Here is a 25,872-nt window from a genome sequence, read left to right on the forward strand (position 1 = left end):
TCTCGTGAGCGGGTGGTGGCACCCCCCAGAAAGAAAAAGAGAACGAAGGATGAGGGCAGACGGCTCCGCCTCCTCCCTTTGGGTGTGGGGAAGTGTCCCCTCCGGTTCCCCCGGCCCCCACCCCTCATGCGTCCCGGCTCAGTGCCGGGGGTCGTTGCAGTTACACGGCAGCGCGCAGCAGTTGCCCGGCGCCACACAGGACATGCATCCTCCACAGGCGATGCAGCCGGAGATATCGATGTTCTCCTCCTCGGTCGCCTCGATCAGCGCGCCGAGCAGCGACTCGAAATCGGCCGCGTCACCGGCGGGCCCCGCGGCCCTGCTCGGGGCCTCGATGTCGACAATGCTCATACCTTCTCACCCCCTTTCCTCCGTTCATCCATGAACGCCCCACGACTCCGGTCCTCGAGGACCAGGTCGCCGAGCGCGTCGGGAGAGATGTAGGCGGATCGCAGCTCCGCGAGCCGTGCGTCGTCGCCGGCGCCGAGCACCCGCTCGGCTAGACGCGCGAAGTCCCCTTCCGTCGCCTCGGGTCCGGTCACGGCGAAGGGCGCGTACCGGGCGAGCAGCGCGGTGCGCCGGACCGACACGGGATCGTGCACCTCGCCGTACACCGGCGCGAGGGAGGCGATGGTCGGTACACCCAGGTACGCCAGCTCGCACGTCGTCATCCCGTTGCCGTTGCACACCGCCAGATCGGCGCCGGCCAGGATCTCTGCGGCATCGGGGCGACGGCCGAGCCACCGGACCCGGCGATCGGTCAGCGCCCCCGCGGTCGGGTCGTCGCCGAGTATCAGCAGTTCATCGTCACCACGCGCCCACTCGAGCACCTGCGGCACCAGGCTCTTCAGCATCCGCAGCGACGCCGGGTTCGACGTGCTTCCTCCCAGTGTCATGACGATCCGTCGCCCGGTCGCGTCAGCGACGGCGGCCGGGGCCCGTCGCCTTTCGAGGAGCGGCGGTGCCACCGGGCCGACGAACTCCACCCGCGAGGCGGTGTACGGGTCGAGCGGATGCGCCTCCGCGAAGTCCACTACGAGGGTGCGGCGGGCCGGATACAAGACGGTGTCGACGCCGAGATCCCGTTCGGCGAAGAGCCAATCGGTCAGCATCACGATGGGCGCCGCAGTATGCTCGCGGATCACCGGCGGAAGATAGTGCAGCTCATCGACCACGAACAGCTCGGACCCTGCGAGCCCCGGCAGGAGGCCGGCGAGCGCTGCCACCGCTTCCGGGGCGAAGTCGCGCCGATCCACGATGCCGGCGTCCACGCATTCGACGCCCATCATCCGGAAGTACTCCGCACCGTATCCGTAGCTGACCACGTCGACCTTGTGGCCCCGACGCTGCAGTGCCGCCACGAGCCGCAGACTGCGCGAGGCGTGCCCGAATCCGTGGCCGCGGCAGAAGACGGTGATGATCATCCCTGCGTCGCCCCTTCGCTGGGGACGCCGACCGCGAGAGTGAACAGGGGCCGAAGCCCGGACGGCGCGAGATCGTATCGGCGCCCGCCCTCTACCCGCCCGTACGGCACGCAGCCCAGCCCGACGCGCAGGAGCGAGAGCCACAGCAGTTGCGCCGCGTGCCCCAGCGCGACGTGCAGATCGACGTACTCGTCCTCCGTGAGCCGACCGAAGGCGGGCGTGTCCATCGCGAAGCAGACGTAGGCCGGGGCCGCACCGTAGACGTCGCCGAACCGTCGGTGCAGCGCCGGGTCGGCATCGGGCGAGACCAGGACCGCATGCACGTCCGGGCGGAGCGGACCGGAGAAGGGCGGGAGCGCGGCGATGGCCCGCTCGATCGGCGCGAGGTCGACGTGGCTCCTCCAGGTGCGCACGCTGCGTCGCGGTGGCCACGGTTCCCGTGCCCCCGGGCGCGGCTCCGGAGCCGACACCACTCGGGTGTATGGCTCGCCCGCCGTCTCGACGAACGCGAAGAAGTCCTCCTTGGCGCTCATGCGTGCTCACCCCCGGCATCCGACGCCACGAACACGGCCGCCGACAGGCGGCGCCGGGGCAGAGCCGCGACGGCGTCCTCCCATCGGCCGAGGCCCTCGAACCGGATGCCGGTGTGTGAGGCTCCGACCGCCTCCTGCAGCAGTGCGAGGCACATGCCCAGTTCGAGCGCCGCGAGGCGCGGGGCGTTGCCGGCGTACTTGGGCAGCAGAGCATCGATGTCGGTCACGGCGATCAGGGCCACGCCGTCGGGCGCGTCCAGGACGAAGGGGGTGCGCACCTGGGCCAGACCCGTGCGACCCTCCCGTCCTTCAAACGCGAAGGTGTGGCAGAGGCCGTCCACAACGGATGCCACGTAGCACCCGGTCGCCCGCAATCCGCCGGCGCTGGGCACGCCACGATGCACTCCCCCGGTGTCCCCGAACAGGTCGCCCGCGATCGCCACGAGACCCGCGAGAGCCGCCGGCCGCACCGAGGAGGGGTACGCCGGAGAGTCCTCGACGGCTCCCCCCTTCACCCGGATGCGCGGCCGCTGCGGTGACGACGGGGGCGCATCCTCCGTGCTCGGCAGGGGCGGGGACAGGAGACCCTCCACGGCGAAGCGATAGGGCGAGGCGATCCGCTCCTCGTACGCGAGCGCCGGGAACGGAGACCCCTCGTCCGCCCCGCGGCAGCGCCGACAGTCCAGACGCGCACGAAGCACCTCGTGCTCGAGGAGCCCGGTGGCGAGGTCGAGCCGGAGCGCCGAGCCGTTGGCGACCGCGCCGAGCTCGAGCCGCTGGAGCATCGTGACGACGGCGGCGGCGACCAGCGGCGCCCGCGCGTCTCGGCTGATCCGCGACGCGCCGGTCAGGCCGCGCAGTCCTGCGCCGACGCAGTCAGTGCAGGGCGCGGCGCGGAGGGCCGTCGGGGCTGCGCACACGATCGCCTCGTCCGACGCGCGGAACATCACGACCAGCGTCTCCTCGGGCAGCGGTGGCAGCGGACTGTCCTCGTCCACCTCCACGAACAGCACGTCGCCGACCGAGGCACCCTCGATCCCGACTGTCACGTCGACCCGCGAGGCGACCAGATCGCCCAGTTGCTCCTGCAGGTGCGTCGCGAGGTCGGCGGAGTTCGTCCGCGCCGCGGACGCTTCGCTGATCAGGGATCGGGTGTGCGCGGACACACGACGAGCGGCGCCCCCGAGCTCGGCCCACGTCTCATGCACGTGCCCGCACTCCCGGCAGGGAGCGGCGAGAAGATCGAGCCGTCCGAGTCCGCGACGCAGGTCTGCATCCCCCGCGCTCTGCTCGGAGCGCAGCGGCGTCACGACGCGGACGATCTGGCCGAGCGCGACGGAGACCTCGCCGTCGGGAGCACTCCACACCTCCACGCCGGTGCGCACGGGAATCGACGTGGTGTCAGTGGTCGACGGCACAGTGGCACTCCTCATCCGGGATCAGCCGCCACGAACGCACGGTCGCGGTCCGCGGATCCACCTCGCGGAGCGCCGGCCGCCCGTCCTCCGGGGTCTGCAGCAGGACCAGCGCCTGCAGCGCCACGAGCCAGGCCGTGGCGGCGGTCATCGTGCGCCCGCGCGCCACGAGCACGTGATCGGGCCCCACGAGACCGCTACCCAGACCGTGCTGGGTCCGGCGCGCGATCGCGCAGCAGGGGCAGCCGGGGGCACCGCGCCGCACCGGGCCCACCAGGACCCCTCGACCGTCCAGCAGGACCGGCACCACCGGAGTGCTGCCCTCGATGCACAAGCCCTCGGTCGAGCGGCGCGCGATGGCGAGCTCTCCCACCACCCCCGCGTCGCGCGCGAGCCCCTGGAAGGCACGGCGCATCAGGTCGAGTTCGGGATCGGGCGTCGACGGCTCTAGGCGAACGGCTGCGGCCATGTGTTCAACTCCTCTTCCGGGTGCACGGGGTGACCGAGGTCGGCCGGGGCCTGGTAGAGGCGCGGATGCCGCCGATACTGCGCGTGGCGATGCGGGGTGAAGGGCATGAGCTCGGGGATCACCACGGCGTAGGCGTGCAGACCGAGCTGGCGGGTCCAGTCCGTGTCGCGGCACTGCGCGTACACCGCGTGGCCGCGCGAGGCGGCGGTGTCGAGGATCCGGCGCAGGGCGGCCTGCGCATCTGCGGCGAAGGGTGCCGTCGGCGCCTCGATCTCGACCGTGCCGCGGCGGAGGAAGTCGAAGACGTGGTCATTGGCGGGCGCTCCGCACACCGAGGCGCCGAATCCCAGCGAATCCTCCGCCGGTGTGCCGAGCTGGGCGGCCGTGTAACAGGTGAACGCCTCGGTCAGCGCCTTCGTCACCGCGACATCGAAGGTCAGCCCCGTGCCCGCGCTGACGATCGTACGGACGGCGGGGTCGAAGGGGGCCGCGAGCAGCACGTACACCGCGGGGACGCCGTACTCGTTGCGGAGGTCGTACACCTCGATGTCGAAGAACTGCTCCGTCATGCTCTCGATCCGCGCCCGGACATCGCCGCCGAGCGAGGCCGTCCTGATCCGGGGCAGAGGCAGTCGCTGGAGCCAGGTCAGGGCGATCATGTCACGCTCGATCACCTCCGACGCGGCGCCGAAGAGGGCCTGCTCGCGAGTGGCGTGCACGGCATGGCCGGTGGAGATCGGGAACCAGAACCGGTCGTGAGGGTTCCGACCGTGGTCGCGGTAGGTGACCATGATCCTCGGGAGGTACGCGGCCCCGCCGCGGACGAGGTCCTCGCCGAGGATCCAGGTCACAGGTGCGTGCGGGTTCACCGGTTCCAGCGGGCAGTCCGGGTGCGCGAGCTCGGCCGGACTGCACTCGGCGACGGAGGCGAGATCGAGGTGCGGATGGTCGAGCTCGGCGGCCGGTGCGACCACCACCGTGTCCCCGGGCAGCTCACGCCCGAGGTAGCGCTCCACAGCCTCCGCGAAGGCCTTGATCTCGGCGGTCTCGCGGTGATCGTCGATGCCCCCGCAGAACACGAAGCGGCTCCGAGCGGTCGACCGCCCGGCGAAGCCGCTGCCGATCGAGGAGAAGATGCAGTGCCCGGATCCGAACTGCCACGTGTGGCTGTTGTCCTGCATGCTGCCGATCGCGGAATAGGGGCCCACTGCCGCCCGCAGAGCATCCGAGAATTGTTCCTCGGCTTGCAATTCTGCAAATGGCGCTTCTCTTCTTCGAGACATATCTACCGTGCGTTTCGATGTTTATCCGTCAGGGGGCCGATAATACAGTCACGCTTATCGGTACGAGCGACCATATATCGGCTGGCACCACTTGTCAACGGATCGACGCGCAAGCAGGCCGATCAATATCTCGCAGATCAGCGACCTTTTCGCGTCACGCCCGCGCGCACGTATCGGCACGGGCGGACCGCGACAGCATCGTCGCGTTCGCGCATTCGCACGCCGTCTACAATGGCGAAAGGCGACATTTTCGGACACCACTCCGAAATGTCCAGAGAAATGCGTCGCGAAACGCGAAGAAAGTGTGCTCGCCCTCCTGGGCGGCGTCAGCGTCCCGCGAGCTCCGCACGCACCTCATCGCGAAGACGGCCGAGGTTCTCCGGCTCGGGGGCGGCACCGAGGAGGGTGCGGGTGTAGTCGTGCTGCGGGTGGAGGATGACCTGGTCGGCGGGTCCGCGTTCGACGACGTCGCCCTTGTAGAGCACCATGATCTCATCGGAGAAGTGGCGGGCTGTGGCGAGGTCGTGGGTGATGTACAGCACGCCCAGGTTCTCTTCCCGCTGCAGCTCGGCCAGCAGGTTCAGGACCCCGAGCCGGATCGACACGTCCAACATGCTCACCGGCTCGTCGGCGACGATGAACCGCGCCCCCGGGGCCAGCGCCCTCGCGATCGCGACCCGCTGCCGCTGCCCGCCGGACAGCTCGTGCGGGCGGCGCTCGGCGAAGCTCTCCCCCGGGGTCAGCCGGACCCGTTCGAGCAGCTCGATCGCCCGCGCCCGTACCGCCGTCCCGGACAGTTTCGGGTGGTGCAGGCGGATCGGACGCTCCAGGTGATGCACGATCGTGTGGAACGGGTTCAACGACGCGAACGGGTCCTGGAACACCATCTGCACATCCGACCGGTACCGCTCCAACCCCCGACCCCGGGTGCCGGTCTCCCTGCTGTCCAACAGGATGGACCCGGAGGTGGGCGTCTCCAGCTTCATCAGCATCCGCGCGATCGTCGACTTCCCCGACCCCGACTCCCCCACCAGCGCGACCGTCTTCCCCGCCTCGATCGTGAACGACACATCCTTCACCGCATGCAACACACTCGTGCGGAACCCGGAGCGCAGGGTGAAGTCCTTCACCAGATTCCGCGCCTCCAGGGTGCCGGTCGCGGTGGTGGTGTCGGCGATGGCGCTCATCGGATGCCCTCCTGGCTCATACCCGTGCGGACGAAATCGCCCCGTTCGCCGGTCAACGACGGGAAACTCGACAGCAGCCGTTTCGTGTACTCGTGCTGCGGGGTCCGGTAGATCTCCTCCGCCGTGCCCTGCTCCACGATCCGCCCCTGCAGCATCACTGCGATCCGATCACTGATCTCGATCAGCATCGGCAGGTCATGCGTGATGAAGATCACCGCGAACCCGAGCCTCTCCCGCAACCGCATGATCTCCCGGATGATGCCCCGCTGCACCACCACATCCAACGCCGTGGTGGGCTCATCCATGATCATCACCTGCGGATCGAGCGCCAACGCCATCGCGATCATCATCCGCTGCCGCATGCCGCCCGACAGCTCGTGCGGGAAACTCGTCAGGCGGTTCGGATCCACCCCCACCAGCGTCAGCAGCTCCTCCGCCCGCTCCCGCTTCGCCCTCTTACTCATCCCCGGACGGTGCGTGTCGAAGATGTCGAAGATCTGCGCCCTCACACTGATCACCGGGTTGAGCGAGTTCATCGCCCCCTGGAACACCATCGAGATCTTGTCCCACCGGAACGCCCGCAACCCCTCCCCATCCAGGCCCACCACATCGATGTCATGACCATCCCGGTCATGGAACACGATCTCGCCCTGGGTCATCAACGCCGGAGCCTTCAACAACCGATTCATCCCATACGCGAGCGTCGTCTTCCCACACCCCGACTCCCCCGCCAACCCCAGGATCTCCCCGCGATGCAGCGTCAGCGACACATCACGGACAGCCTTGACCGGCGGATCCACCTCATACTCGATCGACACATTCCTCGCCGACAGCACCGCCTCGTTCATGCGGAGACCCCTTTCACTTTGGCGGCTTTGCGCACACGGCGAGCCGCATCGGGCGCGTTGCGCAGCTTGGGATTGATGACCTCGTCGATGGCGAAGTTGATGAGGGCGAGTCCGGCGCCGAGCACCGCGATCATGAGGCCCGGGGGCACGAACCACCACCACGCGCCACGCCCGAGAGCCTGCCCCGACTGCGCATCGTTCAGGATCGACCCCCAGGTGATCGAAGAGTTCGGGCCGAGACCGAGGTAGGAGAGCCCCGCCTCGCCGAGGATCGCGAAGATGATCGCGAACAGGAACTGAGCTGTCAGCAGCGGCAGCAGGTTCGGCATGATCTCGACGAGGATCACGCGGAACGAGCGCTCCCCCGCCACCTTCGAGGCGTACACGTAGTCTCTCGTCCGCAGGGATCGCGTCTGCAGCCGGAGGACGTAGGCGGCACCTGCCCAGGCCGTGATGCCGAGCACGAAGGCGACCATCTGCCAGCTGCGCTGCGGGACGAACGAGGCGATCACCATCACGAGGGGAAGGCCCGGGATCACGATCATCACATTGGTGAGCAGCGCCAGCACATCCTCGCGCCAGCCGCCGAGGTACCCGGCCAGCACACCGAAGAAGAGGGAGAGCACGATCGCGATGCCGCCCGCAGTGACGCCCACCAGCAGCGACCCCTGCGCTCCGATCGCCAGCTGCGCGAACATGTCGTTGCCCAGCTTGGTCGTGCCGAGCCAGTGCTCCGGCGAGGGCGGCTGGAGCGCCGGGTTGTCGGTGCTGCGGGGGTTCTGCGAGAAGATCGGCGCGATGATCGCGAACAGCACGATCGCGAGCACCAGGACGGCGCCGACGATGAACTTGGGCGATGTGCGGGGAAGGATGCGGCGCCGTGGGCGATCCTGCCGCTGGGTGGCCACGGCGAGCGTGCCCTCGGGGGCGACGGCGGGCGTCTCCTCGACGAGGAGCGGGTTCTTCGTGTCAGACATTCTGGCGAGCCCTCGGGTCGATGAAGCCATAGACGAGGTCCATGAGGAAGTTGGCGGCGAGCACGGTCACGGTGATCACCAGGAACAGGCCCTGCATGAGCGCGTAGTCGTTGGCGGTGACCGCCTGGAACATGAGCTTGCCGATGCCCGGATAGGTGAAGACCTGCTCCATCACGATGGCACCGGCGACGACGAAGCCGAGCGTGATCGAGAACCCGGCGATCGACGGGATCGCGGCGTTCCGGGCGGCATAGGCGGTGAGGATCCTCCGTGGACGCAGCCCCTTCGCCTCCGCGGTCAGGACGTAGTCCTCGGCGAGGGTGGACACCATCATGTTGCGCATCCCGAACATCCACCCGCCGACCGAGCTGATCACGATCGTGAGGGCGGGGAGCACCGCATGCGACAGGGCGTCCGTGAAGAAGGCCCACGTCGGCTCGGGGCCGTAAGGGAAGTCGAAGACGTCGTAGCCTCCGAAGATGGGGAACCAGCCGAGCCCGACGGCGAACACCGCGACCAGGATCAGAGCCAGCCAGAAGTACGGGATCGACTGGAGGACCGTGGTGGCGGGGATGACGTGGTCGACCCAGGTGCCGCGCTTCCACCCCGCCCACGCACCGAGGATGATGCCGAGCACGAAGGAGATCAGGGTCGACAGGCCCACCAGGATGAGCGTCCACGGCAGCGCCTCGGCGATCAGCTCGACGACCGGCTTCGGGAAGTCGGTGACCGAGGTGCCGAGATCGCCAGTGAAGATGCGACCCCAATAGTCGAGGTACTGCTCCCAGAGTGAGGAGTCGTCGCCGCCGAGCAGCAGGCGGATGTTGCGGATCGTGGTCTCGGAGACCTCGCCGCCCGCCCGCTGCATCTTGGCGATCATGATGTCGGCCGGATTCCCCGGCATGAGCCGGGGAAGCAGGAAGTTGAGGGAGATCGCGGCCCACAGCGTGAATGCGTAGAACCCGATTCTTCGTGCATAGAACTTCATGTCACAGTGCTCCTGACTTCCCGCTTCCCCTGACTCCTCTCGCCTACTTCGCCGGCTTCAGCTGCGTCAGCACGTAGCCGGCCGCAATCGCACCCCAGGACGGCGGGAAGGCGTAGAGATCCTCCTCCGTCGGCCAGCCCGTGAAGTCCTTCGTGTTGTAGAAGGTCTGGGTGGCGTTGACGACCAGCGGGATGTACGGAAGGTCGCGGACGATCTCCGTCTGGATGGTGGCGTAGAGCGCCTTCCGCTCGGCCTCGTCGTTCGTTGCGATCGCCGTCTGCACGGCCTGGTCAACGACGGGGTTGTCGTAGCGGCTGAAGTTCCAGCGGGTGGGCGGGATCTCCGCGCCGACCGGTCCCGTGGAGCCGACCGCGGTACCACCGAACCAGTCACGGTAGATCTGGAACGGATCAGCGACCGAAGTGCCGATGACACCGCCGACGATGAGCTGGAATCCGCCGCCCTGACGCGCGTCGGAGAATTCCTGCCATTGCACGGTGGAGGGCGTGATCTTGATGCCTGCCTTCTCCGCCTGCTCCGCGATGAGCTTCGCGGCATCGTTATAATCGGTCCAGCCGTCGACCGAGATCAGGTTGAGCTCGATCGGCACGCCGCCCTTCTCGTAGATGCCCGAGGATCCCTTCGTGTAGCCGGCGGCCTCCAGGATCGAGCCGGCCTCGGCGGCGTCGGCCTCCTGCGGGCTGACCTCGTTCGCCGGGTCGGCGAGCCACTTCTCGTCGCGCGGCAGCAGCGTGTACGCGGGCGAGATGTCGCCGGTGAGCCCGACGAACGCCTTGTCCTTGATGGTGGCGCGGTCGATCGCGACGTTGAGCGCCTGGCGCACGGCGACGTCGGTCTGGGGACCGGTGCAGCCGAGCTCGGCGTTCGAGCACGTGTACAGCACCGTCGGGTCCTGCGGCGTGTTGATCCACTCGATCTTGCCGTTGCCGGTCACGTCGTCCGGGTTGGGGATGAACATGCCGGCCCAGTCGAGCTCGCCGGCGGCCAGCAGGTCCTGCGCGGTCTGGTTGTTGTCGACAGCGATGTACTGGACCTTCTTCACCCCGAGCTCGTCGGCGTCGCGGAAGTTCTCGTTGGCGACCAGCGTGTACGACTCGCTTGTCGTCTTGTCGACGACGTAGGCACCGGAGCCCACGGGGTCCTCGTTCGTGAAGTTCGCGAAGTCGTCGATCTCCGACCAGATGTGAGCGGGGAGCACGTAGGTCGAGCCCATGCGCTGGAACTCGGTGGTGTACTGCGGGATCGAGTAGGTGAGCACCACGGTCGTGTCGTCGGTGGCCTCGGCCGAGGTGAGGCCGTTGCCCTCGGGGTTGTTCGCCTCGTACATGAACGAGAAGACCACGTCATCGGCGGTGAGCGGCTCGCCGTCGCTCCACTTGAGGTCGGGCTTGATCTTGACCGTGATCTGCGTGCCGTCCTCGTTGTACTCGAACGAGTCACCGATCAGGCCGACGGGCTCGGAGTCCTTCGTCTTGTTGTAGAAGAAGAGCGGCTCGTAGATCGGGCCGAGCGCGCCGTGGAGCACGGTCGGGGCGAACGGGTTGTAGTTCGCGGTGATCGGCGTCTGGCTGCCGGCCCAGACGCGGAGGGCGCGGTCGCCGTCGGCGTTGCCGCCTTCGCCTCCCCCGCCACCGCAGGCGGTGAGTCCCAGCGCGAGGACCGAGGCCCCCGCGACCGCCGTGAGCGCGATACCGCGCTTTCCCTTACGGATCATTCTTCATTTCCTCTCGGTGCTGCACTGCAGGAGGGATTCTCCGGATGGAGCCGAACCCCGGCCGGGGTTCACGGGAAACCCGGGAGGAGGAGACGGACGTCACCTCGAAGGGGTTTGTTAGGACAGTACCCTAACAAACCCCTTCAGGCCGGACAAGCCCTATTCCCTCCCGCAGATAACGTTTCGGACTCGCTGGACCCACGGCGTCATGGAGTCGCCCTAAGGGTCGCTATGACACTAAGATCGTTCACGGAGGTTAAGGTGCCTATGACTCGAAGCCAGCCCATCCGCGTCGCCGTCTCGACCGTGATCCTGACGCTGCGGCGCACCGACGACGGCCGCGCCGTGCTCGCCCTCCCCCTCGTGCTCCGCACGCGCGAGCCGTTCGCGCAGCAGTGGGCGCTCCCCGGCGGCTGGCTCACCGCCGAGGAATCCCCGGTCGACGCCGCCGCCCGCACGCTCGCGGAGACCACGGGCCTCGCGCCCAGCTACCTCGAGCAGCTCTACGCGTTCGGCGCCGTCGACCGCTCCCCCACGCGCGTCGTCTCGATCGTGTACTGGGCGCTGCTGCGACAGGACGACGTCGAAGCCCAGATCGCCGCCCACCGCGCCAGCGGACGCGCGCCGGAGAACGTGCAGTGGTTCGAGGTCGACGAGCTCCCCGCACTGGCGTTCGACCACGCCAAGATCATCGAGTACGCCCTGTGGCGCCTGCGCAACAAGGTCGGCTACAGCCGCGTCGCACAGGGCTTCCTGCCCGAGGAGTTCACGCTCGCCGAGCTCCGCGAGGCGTACGAGTCGATCCTCGGCCGCCAGCTCGACCCCGCGAACTTCCGCCGTCAGGTGGAGGCCGCCGGCAACCTCCTGCCCACCGACCGGTTCCGCACCGGAAGCCACCGTCCCGCCCGCCTGTACCGCGACAACACCGATGTCGAGCTGGCCGACCGCGGCCCCCTCGGCCCCGAAGAAACGAGCACCCGATGAGCATCACCGCCGTCCCGACTCCCGCCGTCCTGCCCGAGGACGCCTCGGTCGACCACGCGATCCAGGCGATCGTCACCGGCGCGTCGACCGAGACCACCTGCACCACCGACCTCGCGGCCGGCCCCTGGGACTTCGACATCCGCCCGGGCTACGGCCCGGGGTCGTCCATGGGCGATGTGATCCCCACCGGCGCTCCCCGCCAGGGCGAACTGCCCGCCGAATACCGCGAGGCACCGGAGGCCGAGCTCCACGACCGCATCCGTGCCGCCAAGGCGACCCTGGGCGACCGCGTGGTGATCCTCGGGCACTTCTACCAGCGCGAAGAGGTCGTCACGCACGCCGACTACGTGGGCGACTCCTTCCAGCTCGCCACGGCCGCCAAGGGCCGGACCGACGCGGAGGCGATCGTGTTCTGCGGTGTGCACTTCATGGCCGAGACCGCCGACCTCCTGTCGCGCCCCGAGCAGTCCGTCATCCTGCCGAACCTCGCCGCCGGATGCTCGATGGCGGACATGGCCGACATCGACCAGGTCGAGGAGTGCTGGGAGCAGCTCGCCGACGTGCTGGGCGACCTCGACACGCCGGACGCGGAGGGCCGCGTGCCCGTGATCCCCGTCACCTACATGAACTCGTCCGCCGCGATCAAGGGCTTCGTCGGGCGACACGGCGGCATCGTCTGCACCTCCTCCAACGCGCACACCGTGCTCGAATGGGCGTTCGCGCGCGGACAGCGCGTGCTGTTCTTCCCCGACCAGCACCTCGGCCGCAACACCGCCAAGGCCATGGGCGTGCCGCTGGAGCGCATGCCGCTGTGGAACCCGCGGCGAGCGCTGGGCGGCTCCACGCCCGACGAGCTCAGCGACGCGCGCGTCATCCTGTGGCACGGCTTCTGCTCCGTGCACCGCCGCTTCACGGTCGCGCAGATCGACCAGGCCCGCGCCGAGCACCCCGGCGTGCGCGTGATCGTCCACCCAGAGTGTCCGATGGAGGTGGTGGACGCCGCCGACGAGGCCGGATCGACCGAGTACATCCGCCGCGCGATCGACGAGGCCACCACGCCGACGACGTTCGCGATCGGCACCGAGATCAACCTCGTGCGCCGCCTCGCCGCGCAGTACCCGCAGCACCGGATCTTCTGCCTCGACCCCGTGGTGTGCCCCTGCTCGACCATGTACCGCATCCACCCCGGCTACCTCGCCTGGACGCTGGAGGAGCTGGTCGCGGGACGCACGCCCAACCGGATCACGGTGGCCCAGGACGTCGCGGAACCGGCCAGGGCCGCCCTCGAGCGCATGCTCGCCGCCAAGCCCCCGGCAGCCGGCACGCGATGAACGTCGTCGTCGTCGGAGCGGGCATCGCGGGCATGACCGCGGCCCTGCACGCGCACGAGGCGGGCCACACCGTGACGCTCGTGACGAAGGGCGAGGTCGGCGAGGGCTGCACACCGCTCGCGCAGGGCGGGATCGCGGGCGGCTACGGGCCGGACGACTCCCCGGCCGCGCACGCGGACGACACCCTCACCGCCGGAGCCGGACTCGGCGACCGCCCCGCCGTCGAGACGCTCGTGGCCGCGAGCTCCGCCCGCATCGCGGAGCTCATCGCCCGGGGCGTCGCGTTCGACCGCGCCGCCGACGGCAGCCTCCAGCGCGGGAGGGAGGCGGCGCACAGCCACGCGCGCATCCTCCACGCGGGCGGAGACGCCACGGGTGCCGCCATCGCGACCGCCCTCACCGCGGCCGTGCGCCGGGCGGGGATCGCCCCGGTCGAACGGGCGATGCTCACCGGGCTCACCGTGGCGGACGGTACCGTGCGCGGCGTGGAGCTGCTCCACGACGGCCACCCCACCGTGCGGACCGCCGACGCCGTGATCCTCGCGACCGGGGGCGACGGACAGCTGTACGCCCACACCACCAACCCCGCCGGGGTCACGGGCGACGGGATCGCCGTGGCCCTGGCCGCGGGGGCCGCGGTCGCCGACCTGGAGTTCGTGCAGTTCCACCCCACCGTGCTCGCGAGCGGCCCGGCGTTCCTCATCTCGGAGGCCGTGCGCGGCGAAGGGGCGGTGCTGCTCGACGCCGACGGACGGCGGTTCGTCTTCGACAGCCACCCCGACGGCGAGCTGGCGCCGCGGGACGTGGTCGCGCGGGCGATCGCCGCACAGGCCGCGCGACAGGACGTGCCGGTGCGCCTCGACGCCACGATGCTCGGAGCTGCGACCCTCGCGCGCCGCTTCCCCACGATCGACCGTGTCACCCGCGAGCGGGGCTTCGACTGGTCTCGCGAGCCGCTCCCGGTGACCCCGGCCGCGCACTACCTGATGGGCGGCGTCGTGACCGACCTCGACGGACGCACCACGATCCGCGGGCTCTACGCGGTGGGCGAGGTGGCCCGCACCGGGGTGCACGGCGCCAACCGCCTCGCGTCGAACTCCCTCCTGGAGGGTGCGGTGTTCGGCGCACGGGCGGCTGCGGCCCTCGCCGCTCCCTGGCCCACCGGCGTCCACCCCGGCCCCACGACGCCGCGGGCGACCGCGACGCCCGCCCCGGAGCCGGCGGCGACCACCGGCACCCCGCCGTTCGCGCGCCGCGCCCTGCAGCAGCTGATGTGGGACGAGGTCGGACTCCACCGCACAGCGCGGGGACTCGAGCGCGCCCTCGGCACCATCCGCGGCTGGATCATCGCGCAGCAGCCGCCGCAGAGCGCGCGCGACCACGAGGACGCCCACCTGCTGCACGTCGCGGAGGCCACGGCCGCCGCTGCCCTGGCGCGCCGCATCTCGGTCGGCGCCCACCACCGCGCGGACGCGGAGCCCGCCGCCCCCGCCACCGCCCGTCCCCCGATCCTGGAGACCGTCTGATGCTCACCCGTGCCACCCTCACCCGCGTGGTCGGCGCCGCCCTCGAGGAGGACGCCCCGTGGGGCGACCTGACCAGTGCGACGCTGCTGCCCGCCGACGCCACCGCGACCGCCGACCTCGTCGCCCGCGAGCCCGGGGTGTTCAGCGGCGGAGAGGTGTTCGCCGCCGCCTTCACCCTCACCGACCCGGAGGTCACCGTGGACCTGCACGTGGGCGAGGGCGACGCGTTCGCTGCGGGTGACGTGCTCGCGACCGTGACCGGAGCCGCCCGCAGCCTGCTGACCGCCGAGCGGGTGGCGCTGAACTTCACGCAGCGCATGTCGGGCATCGCGACCCTCACCGCCGCGTACGTCGCGGCGGTCGAGGGCACGCGCGCCCGCATCGCCGACACCAGGAAGACCACCCCGGGGCTCCGGGCGTTCGAGCGCCACGCCGTCGCCTGCGGGGGTGGCCGCAACCACCGCTTCTCCCTGTCCGACGCGGTCATGGCGAAGGACAACCACCTCGCGGTGCTGCAGCGCAGCGGTCTCGACCTGGCGTCGGCGCTGCGCGAGGCCGTGGCGCGACTGCCGCACACCGCGCACGTCGTGGTCGAGGTCGACCGGCTCGACCAGATCCCCGCGGTGCTCGACGGCGGCGCGCACACGGTGCTGCTGGACAACTTCACCCCGGACGAGCTGCGCGCCGGTGTCGCGCTGATCGACGGTCGCGCGACCGCGGAGGCTTCGGGCGGCGTCGACCTCGACACCGTGGCCGCGATCGCCCGCACGGGAGTGGACGTCATCTCCGTCGGGGCGCTCACCCACTCGGCCCGCGCGCTCGATCTCGGCCTGGATCTGCGGATCGACTGACGCCGTGCTGTACCTCGACCACGCCGCCACCTCACCCGTCCGCCCGGAGGTGCTGGCCGCGATGCAGCCGTACCTCACGACGGTGTACGGCAACCCCGCCAGCCACCACACCGCGGGAGAGGCGGCGGCGGAGGCCCTCGAGGACGCCAGGGCCAGGGTCGCGCACGTGCTCGGGATGCGCCGCGGCGACGTCGTGTTCACCAGCGGCGGCACCGAGGCGAACAACCTCGCGGTGAAGGGACTGGTGCTCGGCGCGCTGAGCTCGGGGCGCCGGCACGTCGTGGTGTCGCCGATCGAGCACGAGTCGATCCTGGAGTCGGCCGCGTTCCTCGCGCGGTTCCACGACGTGGAGGTGACGGCGCTCGACGTGGGGCCGGACGGCCGCGTCACCACCGAGGCCCTCGCCGCCGCGCTCCGCGATGACACGGCACTGGTCGCGCTGGGGCACGCGAACAACGAGATCGGCACGGTGCAGGACGTCGAGGCCCTTGCCGCGGTCGCCCGTGCGCGGGGAGTGCCGCTGCACCTCGACGCCGTGCAGTCGGCGGGCTGGCTGCCGCTGCGCGACCTCGGCGCCGACGCGGTGTCGATCGCCGGGCACAAGCTGGGCGCCCCCAAGGGCACGGGCGCGCTCGCGGTGCGTGGCCGCCTGCCCCTGGAGCCGCTGCTGCACGGCGGCGGACAGGAGCGCGGGCGCCGCTCGGGCACCGCCGACGTCGCGGGCGCCGTGGGCCTGGCGACCGCGCTCGACCTCGCCGAACGGGAACGCGAGGTCGCGGGGGCGCGGATCGGCGCCGCGACCGGACGCTTCATCGCCGAGGTGCTGCGGCGGGTGCCGGAGGCGGCGCTCACGGGCGACCCCGTGCGCCGTCTGCCCGCCACGGCCAGCTTCACGATCGCGGGGGTGAGCGGCGAGGCGGTGCTGCTGGAGCTGGAGCGGCGCGGCGTCATCTCGTCCAGCGGCTCCGCGTGCGCGGCGGGCAGCGACGAGCCGTCGCACGTGCTGCTCGCGTGCGGCGTCGACCCCGCGGTCGCCCAGACCTCGGTGCGCTTCACGTTCGGGCGCACCCCCCTCCCGGACGACGCGCCGGAGCGCCTCGCCGCCCTCGTCGCCGCCTCGGTGGACGCCGTCCGCGGATGAGCTGCGGCTCTAGACTCGGCTGGTGACCGACGCCCCGCTCGTGACCCTGGTCGTGCCAGGACGCGACATCGCCGCCTTCGCCCCCGCCGCGCTCGACTCGCTGCGCGCGCAGACCGAGCGACGCTGGCGTGCCATCCTCATCGACGACGGCTCGACCGACGACACGGGCGCGATCTTCGACGCCGCCGCGGCCGCGGATCCGCGGTTCACGTCGATGCGTCACGCCGCCTCCCGCGGCCTCGGTGCCGCGCGCAACGTGGGACTCTCGCTCGTGGACACCCCGTACACCGGGTTCCTCGACGCGGACGACGAACTGCGCCCCACGGCGCTCGCCCGACTGCTCGGCACGCTCGAGGAGACCGGAAGCGACCTCGCCGCCGGCGCGTACGTGCGGTCGCGGTGGCAGGGCGACCGCTACGTCGCGGGACGCGTGCAGCCGTGGGTCGCCGCCGCCACCGCCCCCGAGCGACGCGCCACCACGCTCGGCGAGCACCCCGCGGCCGCGTCGAACATCGTCGCGTGGTCGAAGGTGAGCAGGACGCCGCTGTGGACCGACCTCCGCTTCCCCGAGGGCGTCGCCTACGAGGACCAGGTCGTCGCGCAGACCCTGTACACCCGCGCCGGGGCGTTCGACGTCATCCCCGACGTCGTCGTCGAGTGGCGGGTCAGGGCCGACGGCACGTCGATCACGCAGAGCAAGGCCCAGCTCCCCGTGCTCCGCGACTACCTCACGGCCCTCCGCGGCGGCATCGCGGTGCTGCACGCCGCCGGGGAGCACGCCGCCGTCACCGCCCGCCTCGACCTCATCCTGGCGATGGACGTCCCTCCCCTGCTCGACATCGCCCGTACGCACCCCGACCCGGCGTACGACGCCGAGGTGCAGGCCTTCCTGGCCGAGCTGCGGGCGCTGCCGGAGTTCGCCGACGCCGCTCCCGATCCCGCGCTCGCCGACGCCCTGGACTGGTGAGCCCGACCCCTGAAAGGCCGACCGTATGAACGCCTACCTCGACTCGCTGTTCTCGCTCGACGGTCGCACGGCCGTGGTGACCGGCGGCAGCTCCGGCATCGGCCGCGGCATCGCCACCGCACTCGCCCGCGCGGGCGCCGCGACCGTGATCGTCGCCCGTGGCGAGGAGCGCATCCGCGAGACCGTCGAGGAGCTGCGCGGTCACGGCGCCCGCGCGGCCGGGGTCGTCGGCGACCTGGGCACGCGCGACGGCATCCACGCCGCAGCCGCCGCGGCCGCGGAGCCGTTCGGCGAGCCGGACATCCTGGTGAACTCGGCGGGCATCAACCTCCGGCCGCCCTACGCCGAGATCACGCAGGACGACTGGGACGCGACCATGACGGTCAACGCGCTGGCGCCGTTCCTGCTCGGCCAGCGGTACGCGAGGGGCATGGCGTCCCGCGGCTACGGACGGCTCATCCACATCAGCTCGCAGCAGGCGCACCGGGCTTTCGTGGGCAGCGGCGTGTACGGCGCGTCGAAGGGCGCGGTCGAGTCGCTCATGCGCTCCGAAGCCGAGGCCTGGGGGGGCACCGGGGTCACGAGCAACACCCTGGTGCCCGGGTTCGTGCTCACCCCGCTGAACGCCCGGCTGCAGCAGGACCCCGACACCATCGCGGCCCTCGCCGCGCGCACCATGATCGGACGCAACGGACTGCCGAGCGACTTCGCGGGCGCCGCGGTGTTCCTCGCCGGTGCGGGCTCGGCCTACGTCACCGGGCACTCGCTGTTCGTCGACGGCGGCCTGTCCGTGCACTGACGCCGCCGCCCTGGCGCTCAGGCCTCGGGGAGGGCGGACTCGTCGGGGTCGGGCGTCGTGACCCCGGTGGCCGCCGCCGGTGCGGACGGCGTGATCAGCGGAGCCGCGGTCGCGAGTGCGGTGACGGCGTCCGCTGCAGCCGCGTCGTCCGGTGCGCGGTCGGCACGGCGGGCGTCGAGCGCCGCCCGCACGCCTCCGGTCGCGGGCTCCCCCGCGTCGTCTTCCTCGATCTCCGCCTCGACGGTGAGCACGCGCGAGGCCGCCACCTGCTGCGCCGCGAGCTCGGCGTAGAGCCCGCCCTGCGCCAGCAGCTCGGCGTGCGTGCCGGACTCGACGATGCGGCCCGCATCGATCACGTGGATCACGTCGGCGCCCATGACTGTGGACAGCCGGTGCGCGATCGAGAGAGTCGTGCGTCCCTTCGCCGCCTCGTCCAGCGCCTCCTGCACGACGCGTTCCGACACGGTGTCGAGCGCCGAGGTCGCCTCGTCGAGCAGCAGCACCGGCGGGTCCTTGAGCAGGACGCGCGCGATCGCGATCCGCTGCTTCTCCCCGCCGGACAACCGGTAGCCGCGTTCGCCGACCACGGTGTCGTAGCCCTTCTCGAACCCGCTGATGATGTGGTGGATGTTGGCCGCGGTGCAGGCGGCGATCAGCTCCTGCTCGGTCGCGTCCGGCTTGGCGTACAGGAGGTTCTCGCGGATGGTCGCATGGAAGAGGTAGGTCTCCTGCGACACGATGCCCACGTCGTCGATGATCGACTCCTGCCGCAGCGTGCGCACGTCGGCGCCGGCGAACAGGACGGTGCCCTCCGTGGCTTCGTACAGGCGCGGTGCGAGGTAGATGATCGTGGTCTTGCCCGCCCCGGACGGCCCGACGAACGCCACGTGCTGCCCCGGCTCCGCCACGAACGACACGCCGTGCAGCGTGGGTCGGGCGTCGGGCGCGGCATCCGGGTAGCGGAACACCACGTCGGCGAACTCCACGCGACCGCGCGGCCCCGGCGCCCGGTCGACCGTGATCGCGTCGGGCGCGTCGGTGATCTCGGGCACCAGGTCGAGGTACTCGAAGATGCGCGCGAACAGCGCGGACGACGTCTGCAGGTCGAGCGAGACGCGCATGAGCCCCATCAGCGGCATGAGCAGCCGGGCCTGCACGGTCGTGAACGCCACGATGGTGCCGGCGGTGATGGCACCGGTGCCGCCCGCGATGAAGAACCCGGACACGAGATAGATGACGGCGGGGACGCTGGCCATGATCACCTGCACGACCGCGAAGAAGCCCTGACCGCTCATCGCGCGGCGCACCTGGAGGACCACCTGGTTGCGGTTCTCCGCCTGGTAGCGCTCCGACTCGGTGCGCTGCCGGTTGAACGCCTTGGAGAGCAGCATGCCCGACACGCTCAGCGTCTCCTGCGTGATCGACGTGAGCTCCGACAGCGACTCCTGCGTCTCCCCCGCGATGCGCGCCCGCACCTGGCCGACGCGGCGCTGGACGAGCACGAGGAACGGCATCAGCACGACCGCGATCAGGGTGAGACGCCAGTCGATCAGGATCATCGCGACGAGCGAGGCGATCACGGTGACGGCATTGCCGAGGATGCTCGTGACGGTGTTGGTGAGCACGCCGGACACCCCGCCGACGTCGTTCTGCAGGCGCGACTGGATGACCCCGGTCTTGGTACGGGTGAAGAACCCGAGCTCCATCGCCTGCAGGTGCTCGAAAAGGCGCACCCGCAGGTCGCCCGTGACGCTGTTGCCGACGGTCGCGGTGAGCCACGTCTGCACGACGCCGAGTCCGGCCGAGAGCAGGAACAGGGCGACCATCGCGCCCACGAGCCAGGCCAGCAGCTGCAGGTGAGGGCCGCCGCCGTCGACCGGGAAGAGTGCGTCGTCGAAGATGCGCTGCACCAGCAACGGCGGGATGACCGCGATGCCCGCTCCCACGACCACCAGCACGCCCGTCACGAGGATGCGCCACCGGTAGGCGCTGAACAGCGCGACCACGCGGCTGCCCAGGCCCTCGATGCGCGGAGCCTCGGCGTTCTGGCGGCGCTGGGCCTCCTCGTCGACCCCGCGGAACCCGGCCCGTGGCCCGCCGCCCATACCGCCCATGCTCATGGCGCAAGCGTACCCACGGGCGCCGACGTCGCCGCCCGCGGATCTCCGCCCTGAGCGGATATCGCAGGGATCGGAATGAAATGTCCGCGGCACCCGTTACGCTGAGTGACTCCTGCGAACTCTCGCGCCTTCCTTCCCCCTCGATGCCCTGGAGGCCGCCCATGTCTGCCGTCGATACCGGCTCCATCTCGACGCCTCCCGCACAGAGCGGTGAGATCCCCCGCCGCGACATGCGCGTGATCTGGCTCCTGCTCGTCGCGGCCTTCGTCGCCATCCTCAACGAGACCACGATGGGGATCGCGATCCCGCACCTCAACACCGACCTGGGCATCCCGCCCGAGCTCGGGCAGTGGCTCACGAGCGCCTTCATGCTCACCATGGCGGTCGTCATCCCGACGACCGGCTTCATCCTGCAGCGCTTCACGACCCGTCAGGTCTTCATCGCCGCGATGACGGCCTTCTCGCTGGGCACCCTGGTCGCGCTGGTCGCGCCCGGCTTCTCGGTGCTGCTGGTCGGCCGGGTGATCCAGGCCGCGGGCACCGGCATCATGATGCCGCTGCTGATGACGACGATCATGAACGTCGTGCCGCCGCAGTCGCGCGGCCGCATGATGGGCCGGGTCGGCCTCGTGATCTCGCTCGCCCCCGCCATCGGCCCGACGCTCGCCGGCGCCGTGCTCGATGCGTTCAACTGGCGGGCGCTGTTCGCGATCGTGCTGCCCATCGCCCTCGTGTCGCTCGGCATGGGCGTGAAGTGGATGACGAACCTGGGCGAGACCCGCAAGGCTCCGCTCGACGTGCTGTCGATCCCGCTCGCGGCGCTCGGCTTCGGCGGCATCGTGTTCGGACTCAGCCAGTTCGGCGGCGAGGGCGGCTCGGGCGGCACGGCGGGCGTGATCGCGCTGTCGGTCGGCGCCGTGTCGCTCGCGCTGTTCGTGTGGCGTCAGCTGGTGCTGCAGCGCGTGGACGACGCCCTGCTCGACCTCCGGGTGTTCCGCGTCGGCAACTTCTCGCTCGCGGTGATCATCATGACCATCCTGGCGCTGTCGATGTTCGGCACGCTCACGCTGCTCCCGCAGTACCTGCAGAACGTGGCGGGTCTCACGGCGCTGGAGTCGGGGCTGATCCTGCTCCCGGGTTCCGTCCTGATGGGCCTGCTCGGTCCGGTCATGGGCCGCGTGTACGACGCGAAGGGCACGCGCCCGCTGCTCATCCCCGGCACGATCCTGGTCTCGGCGGCGCTGTTCTTCTACTCCACCGTGGGCGAGCACACCGTGTGGTGGCTGCTCATCATCGTGCAGGCGGCCATGTCGGTCGGACTCGCGATGTCGTTCACCCCGCTGTTCTCCTCGTCGCTGGGCTCGCTGCACCGGTCGCTGTACTCGCACGGCTCGGCCGTCCTCAACACGCTGCAGCAGGTGGGCGGTGCGGCCGGAGTCGCGCTGCTCACGGTCACGTACTCGGCGATCCTGCACGCGGGAGAAGACGAGGGTCTGTCGCGGGCGGTCGCGGGGGCACCCGGTGCACGCATGGCGTTCCTCATCGCGGCGATCATCTCGCTCGCGGCGGTGGCGCTCAGCCCGTTCGTTCGCAAGCCCGCCGACGATGCCGGTGGCGCCGGCCACGGGGGCCACTGACACCGCTCGGGTGTGACGGCGTCTGTCGCCTACCGCGTCGACGGCGCGGGGAGGTGGCAGACGCCGTTGCTGCAGAAGCCGACGGCATCCCCGTCGAGCACCTCGAGCGCGGCGGGGAGTGGCAGCAGCACGGGCGCGGTCTCCTGCTCGGCGTTGCGCGGCGTCTTCTCGGTCATCCTTCGATGGTACGCCCGCCGGAGAGGGACGGCTCCGCGGCCCTACCCGCGGTGCGCAGTCGGGCGTATCCTTCCGGGTGATGCGGGTCGACGCCCCTCCGGCGGGCCCGGACGAGGGAGTCGACATGATCATCCGCACCCCGATGGCGGCCACCGCCGAAGGACTCGTCGCCGCCATGTACGACAGCGACATCGCCGAGGACGGCTTCGTCTTCGCCCACACCCAGGCGATGGCCGTGAACCCGGAGGCCTACGCGGCCTTCGAGGCCCTCGTCCACGCGGTGGTGCCGTCGATCGGCGTCCGCGTGTACGAGGCGGCCACGCTCGGCGCCGCCCGCGCGATCGGGTCGCCGCACTGCCTCCTGGCGCACGGACGCCGCGCGGTGCGCATCGGCCAGGTCGACGAGGACGGGCTCGCCGCGTTCGGCGAGGGCGACGACAGCGCCTTCGACCCGGCGGAGCAGGCGGTGATCCGGTACGCCGAGCGGCTCTCCCGCGAGCCGGAGGCCATGACCGACGCCGACTCGCAGCGCCTGCGCGACGCGGGGTTCTCCGACCGGCAGATCGTCGACATCACCCTCGCCGCGGCGGCGCGCAACTACTTCAGCCGGGCGCTGCAGGCCCTCGCTGTGCCGGTGGATCCGATGCCGGGGTTGAGCGTCGCGGTCACCGAAGCCCTGACCGGTGGCACCGCGGCGAGGCGGACCGATGGCTCTGCACCGCCAGCCGATCGATAGGCCGCTCCCCTAGCGTGGACGGATGCTCAGACGACTCCTCGCCCGCGTGTTCTGGGCGTTCAGCCGCTGGACGCTCGCCGGCGGCCGCGCGCCGGACCGCCCCACCGTGCTGATCGGCGCCCCGCACACCTCCAACTGGGACTTCGTCCTGATGCTCGCCATCGCCTGGCGCCTCGGCATCGACGTGCACTGGCTGGGCAAGAAGAGCCTGTTCCACGGCTGGCGCGGCCCGATCATGCGACGCCTCGGCGGCATCCCCGTGGATCGCGCCGACCCAGCGAGGGTCGTGGGCGAGGTGGTCGCGCAGGTGCACGCCGGGGCCGTGTTCGGCCTGGTGGTGACGCCCGACGGCACCCGCGGCGGGAACACCTACTGGAAGTCGGGCTTCTACCGCATCGCACGGGAGACCGGCATGCCCGTGACCCTGGGTTTCGTGGACCGCGCGACCATGACGACCGGGCTCGGCCCCACGATGGAGCTGACCGGCGACGTCTCCGCCGACATGGACCGCATCCGCGCGTTCTACGCCGACAAGCACGGCGTCCGTCCCGAGCGGCGGACCGAGCCGCGGCTGCGCGAGGAGACCGGGAGCGCCTGACCGCCCCGGGTCTCCCGCGCGCTCACTCGTCGTCCGGCGCGTGCGTCCGCGCGTACGCGAGGTCGTCCTCGGACAGCGTCTCGATCATGCCGACCACGGCGCCCGTGATCTCCCGGATCTCCTCGCGCACATCCTCGTCCAGGTGCCGGGAGCCGCTGCCGATGACCGCACGGCGCGCGTCGTCGGACAGCTCCGGCCACCACTCGTCGATCGGGGGAAGCGTCATTTCGAGTCCTTTCGAGAGGGGGCGACGAGCCGGGGCGCAACCTTCTGGACACGACCGGAGCCGCGCCACGAGACTGAGGCTATGACAGCAGATGCACGCCGTGGCCCGGACGATCGGGATGACCGCGACGACGGCCGTGACGAGACCCCGAACGAGCGCGCCGACCGCAACTGGGATGAGCTGCTGCAGGAGCTGCGGGTGATGCAGACCGGCACGCAGATCCTCACCGGGTTCCTGCTCGCGGTGGCGTTCCAGCCGCGCTTCACCGACATGGACGAGCTGCAGCGCGATCTGTACGTGGTGCTGGTGGCCCTGGCCGCGATCGCGACCATCCTCGCCCTCGCTCCGGTCGGCATGCACCGGGCGCTGTTCGGCACCCGGCAGAAGCCGGAGCTCGTCCGTATCGCGGCGCGCATCGTGAAGGTTGACCTGGTGGTGATCGGTGCGCTCACGATCGGTGTCACGACGCTCATCGTCGACTTCACCGTGAACCGCACCGCCGGACTCGTCGCGCTGATCGCGGCGCTCGTGCTGGTCACGGGACTGTGGATGGCGCTGCCGGGATTCCTGCGTCGCGCGCGTGCGAGGGCTCGCGCCGACACCTGATCGCCGCCGCCGCGCGCGGGTGCGCGACGGCGACGGCGATGGCTCTCCACTCCGGTCCTCAGCGGCCGGCGGGGCTGCGGTTCTCGGCGCTCACCATCCAGGCGAACTGCTCCAGGCGCTCGATCACGGCGTGCAGCAGATCGGCCGAGGTAGGGTCCTCCTCGTCCACGTCATCGTGCACCCCGCGCAGCGTGGCCACCGTCGCCTCGAGCCGCTCGGTCACGAGGTCGGTCGTCTCGGTGGTCGAGACCTCGCCGGTGGGGAACTCGGGCAGCGTGGTGGTCTTCGCGATGGTGGCGCTGCGACCGTCCGGCACCGCGTGCAGCGCGCGCATCCGCTCTGCGATGGTGTCGCTGAACGTGCGCGCATCCTCGATGATCTCGTCGAGCTGGCGGTGCGTGTCGCGGAAGTTCCTCCCCACGACGTTCCAGTGTGCCTGCTTGCCCTGCAGCGAGAGCTCGATCAGGTCGACGAGCACCGCCTGCAGGTTCGCGGCGAGCGTGGGCGAAGCGGTGAACCCCTTCTCCGCGTTCTGCTGCCGGGTGGTCTTGGCCCGCGTGCTCGCGCCGCTCTTCGCGCCGCCGGTCTTCTTCGTCTTGGTGTCTGCCATGGTGTGACCTCCTGCCGCGACCGTAGCCGCCCGCGCCTCGCCGGATCGAGGGGGTTGACACTCGCCGGGCTCACGGTCGAACGTGGCGGAGTCCCCCGGACGCAGAGAGAGGCGGAAGCGTGACCAGCACCGAACAGAACGAGGGCCCCGAGATCGTGATCTCGCCGATCAGCGACGCCGACGCGGGCGAGGTGCTGACCGTCCAGCGCGCGGCCTTCGTGTCGGAAGCGGCGATCTACGGCAGCGTGGACATGCCGCCGCTGACCCAGACGCTCGCGGAGCTGGAGGCCGAGCTGCGGTCCGAGTCCGGTTTCACCGCCCGCGTCGACGGACGGCTGGTCGGCGCGATCCGCTACGTCGAGAAGGACGACCTGCTGCTCATCGGGCGCATCGCCATCGCGCCCGACATGCAGGGCGAGGGCATCGGCCGCCGACTGTTGGAGGCCGCGGAACGAGCGTCGCGGGCACCGGTCGCCGAGCTGTTCACGGGAAGCCTCAGCGAGGCGAACCTCCGGCTGTACGAGTCGTGCGGCTACGTCGAGCACGAGCGCGTGCCCGACGGGGACGGCACCGCGCAGGTGTTCCTGCGCAAGCGGCTGCGAGAGTAAACGCGAGGCTCGGATGACGCAAGGGGGTGGAGGCTCGCGGCGGTGACGGGGATCGTGGAAGCACGTGTCGCGACCGCGACACGACCCGACCGGAAA

General features: G+C 70.8%; 27 protein-coding genes. 12 read left to right on the forward strand and 15 right to left on the reverse strand.

Annotation, left to right across the window (positions count from 1 at the left end):
- Positions 1-138: 138 nt before the first annotated feature.
- The 11 genes from ACWGQ1_RS16550 to ACWGQ1_RS16600 form a co-directional block, all read right to left on the reverse strand.
- Positions 139-351: a hypothetical protein gene (locus ACWGQ1_RS16550; protein WP_452313380.1), complete on the reverse strand. Its 213-nt coding sequence runs from the start codon at positions 349-351 to the stop codon at positions 139-141.
- Entirely contained in the window at positions 348-1,424 is a 1,077-nt protein-coding gene (locus ACWGQ1_RS16555; protein WP_452313381.1) for a glycosyltransferase, read from the reverse strand. Before ACWGQ1_RS16555 ends, ACWGQ1_RS16550 begins: the two co-directional genes overlap by 4 nt.
- A complete protein-coding gene (locus tag ACWGQ1_RS16560) occupies positions 1,421-1,957 on the reverse strand; it encodes a nitroreductase family protein (RefSeq protein ID WP_452313382.1) in 537 nt (178 codons plus the stop codon). Before ACWGQ1_RS16560 ends, ACWGQ1_RS16555 begins: the two co-directional genes overlap by 4 nt.
- Complete coding sequence (locus tag ACWGQ1_RS16565; RefSeq protein ID WP_452313383.1) at positions 1,954-3,375, reverse strand: hypothetical protein; 1,422 nt, start codon at positions 3,373-3,375, stop codon at positions 1,954-1,956. The genes ACWGQ1_RS16560 and ACWGQ1_RS16565 overlap by 4 nt, the downstream gene beginning before the upstream one ends.
- The gene (locus ACWGQ1_RS16570; RefSeq protein ID WP_136028625.1) at positions 3,359-3,841 is read right to left on the reverse strand and encodes a hypothetical protein; all 483 of its coding nucleotides are present in this window, start codon (positions 3,839-3,841) and stop codon (positions 3,359-3,361) included. The genes ACWGQ1_RS16565 and ACWGQ1_RS16570 overlap by 17 nt, the downstream gene beginning before the upstream one ends.
- Positions 3,820-5,049, reverse strand: coding sequence for a YcaO-like family protein (locus ACWGQ1_RS16575; protein ID WP_452313384.1), 1,230 nt, complete (start codon positions 5,047-5,049; stop codon positions 3,820-3,822). Before ACWGQ1_RS16575 ends, ACWGQ1_RS16570 begins: the two co-directional genes overlap by 22 nt.
- 401 nt (positions 5,050-5,450) lie before the next feature.
- A complete protein-coding gene (locus tag ACWGQ1_RS16580; protein WP_452313385.1) occupies positions 5,451-6,311 on the reverse strand; it encodes an ATP-binding cassette domain-containing protein in 861 nt (286 codons plus the stop codon).
- The gene (locus ACWGQ1_RS16585) at positions 6,308-7,159 is read right to left on the reverse strand and encodes an ABC transporter ATP-binding protein (protein ID WP_247981451.1); all 852 of its coding nucleotides are present in this window, start codon (positions 7,157-7,159) and stop codon (positions 6,308-6,310) included. The genes ACWGQ1_RS16580 and ACWGQ1_RS16585 overlap by 4 nt, the downstream gene beginning before the upstream one ends.
- Positions 7,156-8,136 carry an ABC transporter permease subunit gene (locus tag ACWGQ1_RS16590; protein WP_452313386.1) on the reverse strand — a complete coding sequence of 327 codons (981 nt, stop codon included), beginning with the start codon at positions 8,134-8,136 and terminating at the stop codon, positions 7,156-7,158. The genes ACWGQ1_RS16585 and ACWGQ1_RS16590 overlap by 4 nt, the downstream gene beginning before the upstream one ends.
- Entirely contained in the window at positions 8,129-9,124 is a 996-nt protein-coding gene (locus tag ACWGQ1_RS16595; protein WP_136028553.1) for an ABC transporter permease, read from the reverse strand. The genes ACWGQ1_RS16590 and ACWGQ1_RS16595 overlap by 8 nt, the downstream gene beginning before the upstream one ends.
- 43 nt (positions 9,125-9,167) lie before the next feature.
- The gene (locus tag ACWGQ1_RS16600) at positions 9,168-10,859 is read right to left on the reverse strand and encodes an ABC transporter substrate-binding protein (protein WP_136028552.1); all 1,692 of its coding nucleotides are present in this window, start codon (positions 10,857-10,859) and stop codon (positions 9,168-9,170) included.
- A gap of 267 nt (positions 10,860-11,126) precedes the next feature.
- On the opposite strand from ACWGQ1_RS16600, the gene ACWGQ1_RS16605 reads away from it, so the two are divergent.
- The 7 genes from ACWGQ1_RS16605 to ACWGQ1_RS16635 are packed head-to-tail and all read left to right on the forward strand — an operon-like array spanning position 11,127 to position 18,458.
- Positions 11,127-11,843 (forward strand): NUDIX hydrolase, encoded by a 717-nt coding sequence (locus ACWGQ1_RS16605; protein WP_136028551.1) that lies wholly within the window; start codon positions 11,127-11,129, stop codon positions 11,841-11,843.
- The gene (gene nadA / locus ACWGQ1_RS16610; protein WP_452313387.1) at positions 11,840-13,174 is read left to right on the forward strand and encodes a quinolinate synthase NadA; all 1,335 of its coding nucleotides are present in this window, start codon (positions 11,840-11,842) and stop codon (positions 13,172-13,174) included. Before ACWGQ1_RS16605 ends, nadA begins: the two co-directional genes overlap by 4 nt.
- Positions 13,171-14,700 (forward strand): L-aspartate oxidase, encoded by a 1,530-nt coding sequence (nadB, locus tag ACWGQ1_RS16615; RefSeq protein WP_452313388.1) that lies wholly within the window; start codon positions 13,171-13,173, stop codon positions 14,698-14,700. The genes nadA and nadB overlap by 4 nt, the downstream gene beginning before the upstream one ends.
- Positions 14,700-15,551 carry a carboxylating nicotinate-nucleotide diphosphorylase gene (nadC, locus tag ACWGQ1_RS16620; RefSeq protein ID WP_136044274.1) on the forward strand — a complete coding sequence of 284 codons (852 nt, stop codon included), beginning with the start codon at positions 14,700-14,702 and terminating at the stop codon, positions 15,549-15,551. Before nadB ends, nadC begins: the two co-directional genes overlap by 1 nt.
- Positions 15,552-15,555: 4 nt before the next feature.
- Positions 15,556-16,692, forward strand: coding sequence for an aminotransferase class V-fold PLP-dependent enzyme (locus ACWGQ1_RS16625; protein ID WP_452313389.1), 1,137 nt, complete (start codon positions 15,556-15,558; stop codon positions 16,690-16,692).
- Positions 16,693-16,714: 22 nt separating this feature from the next.
- Complete coding sequence (locus tag ACWGQ1_RS16630; protein WP_452313390.1) at positions 16,715-17,659, forward strand: glycosyltransferase; 945 nt, start codon at positions 16,715-16,717, stop codon at positions 17,657-17,659.
- 25 nt (positions 17,660-17,684) lie between these two features.
- A complete protein-coding gene (locus ACWGQ1_RS16635) occupies positions 17,685-18,458 on the forward strand; it encodes an SDR family NAD(P)-dependent oxidoreductase (RefSeq protein WP_247638562.1) in 774 nt (257 codons plus the stop codon).
- A gap of 17 nt (positions 18,459-18,475) precedes the next feature.
- Here ACWGQ1_RS16635 and ACWGQ1_RS16640 read toward each other — a convergent pair whose 3' ends face one another.
- A complete protein-coding gene (locus tag ACWGQ1_RS16640) occupies positions 18,476-20,572 on the reverse strand; it encodes an ABC transporter ATP-binding protein (protein ID WP_247982862.1) in 2,097 nt (698 codons plus the stop codon).
- A 167-nt stretch (positions 20,573-20,739) separates the two neighbouring features.
- Here ACWGQ1_RS16640 and ACWGQ1_RS16645 point away from each other — a divergent pair, with 167 nt between their 5' ends.
- A complete protein-coding gene (locus ACWGQ1_RS16645; RefSeq protein WP_452313391.1) occupies positions 20,740-22,215 on the forward strand; it encodes a DHA2 family efflux MFS transporter permease subunit in 1,476 nt (491 codons plus the stop codon).
- A gap of 29 nt (positions 22,216-22,244) precedes the next feature.
- On the opposite strand, the gene ACWGQ1_RS16650 is transcribed toward ACWGQ1_RS16645, so the two are convergent.
- Entirely contained in the window at positions 22,245-22,391 is a 147-nt protein-coding gene (locus tag ACWGQ1_RS16650) for a hypothetical protein (protein ID WP_452313392.1), read from the reverse strand.
- Positions 22,392-22,516: 125 nt separating this feature from the next.
- Between ACWGQ1_RS16650 and ACWGQ1_RS16655 the strand changes: the two genes are divergently transcribed.
- Both ACWGQ1_RS16655 and ACWGQ1_RS16660 read left to right on the forward strand, forming a co-directional pair.
- Positions 22,517-23,128, forward strand: coding sequence for a carboxymuconolactone decarboxylase family protein (locus tag ACWGQ1_RS16655; protein ID WP_452313393.1), 612 nt, complete (start codon positions 22,517-22,519; stop codon positions 23,126-23,128).
- Positions 23,129-23,150: 22 nt separating this feature from the next.
- A complete protein-coding gene (locus tag ACWGQ1_RS16660; protein ID WP_452313394.1) occupies positions 23,151-23,726 on the forward strand; it encodes a 1-acyl-sn-glycerol-3-phosphate acyltransferase in 576 nt (191 codons plus the stop codon).
- Between the two features lie 22 nt (positions 23,727-23,748).
- Here the strand turns inward: ACWGQ1_RS16660 and ACWGQ1_RS16665 are convergent, their stop codons facing one another.
- Positions 23,749-23,952: a hypothetical protein gene (locus tag ACWGQ1_RS16665; protein WP_136044582.1), complete on the reverse strand. Its 204-nt coding sequence runs from the start codon at positions 23,950-23,952 to the stop codon at positions 23,749-23,751.
- A gap of 81 nt (positions 23,953-24,033) precedes the next feature.
- Here ACWGQ1_RS16665 and ACWGQ1_RS16670 point away from each other — a divergent pair, with 81 nt between their 5' ends.
- Complete coding sequence (locus ACWGQ1_RS16670) at positions 24,034-24,558, forward strand: DUF6328 family protein (RefSeq protein ID WP_136033509.1); 525 nt, start codon at positions 24,034-24,036, stop codon at positions 24,556-24,558.
- Between the two features lie 58 nt (positions 24,559-24,616).
- On the opposite strand, the gene ACWGQ1_RS16675 is transcribed toward ACWGQ1_RS16670, so the two are convergent.
- Positions 24,617-25,168 carry a Dps family protein gene (locus ACWGQ1_RS16675; RefSeq protein ID WP_136044583.1) on the reverse strand — a complete coding sequence of 184 codons (552 nt, stop codon included), beginning with the start codon at positions 25,166-25,168 and terminating at the stop codon, positions 24,617-24,619.
- A 119-nt stretch (positions 25,169-25,287) separates the two neighbouring features.
- Here ACWGQ1_RS16675 and ACWGQ1_RS16680 point away from each other — a divergent pair, with 119 nt between their 5' ends.
- On the forward strand, positions 25,288-25,776 hold the full coding sequence (locus ACWGQ1_RS16680; protein ID WP_452313395.1) for a GNAT family N-acetyltransferase: 489 nt from the start codon (positions 25,288-25,290) through the stop codon (positions 25,774-25,776).
- Positions 25,777-25,872: the final 96 nt, after the last annotated feature.

It is taken from the genome of Microbacterium sp. NPDC055599, from assembly GCF_053618975.1.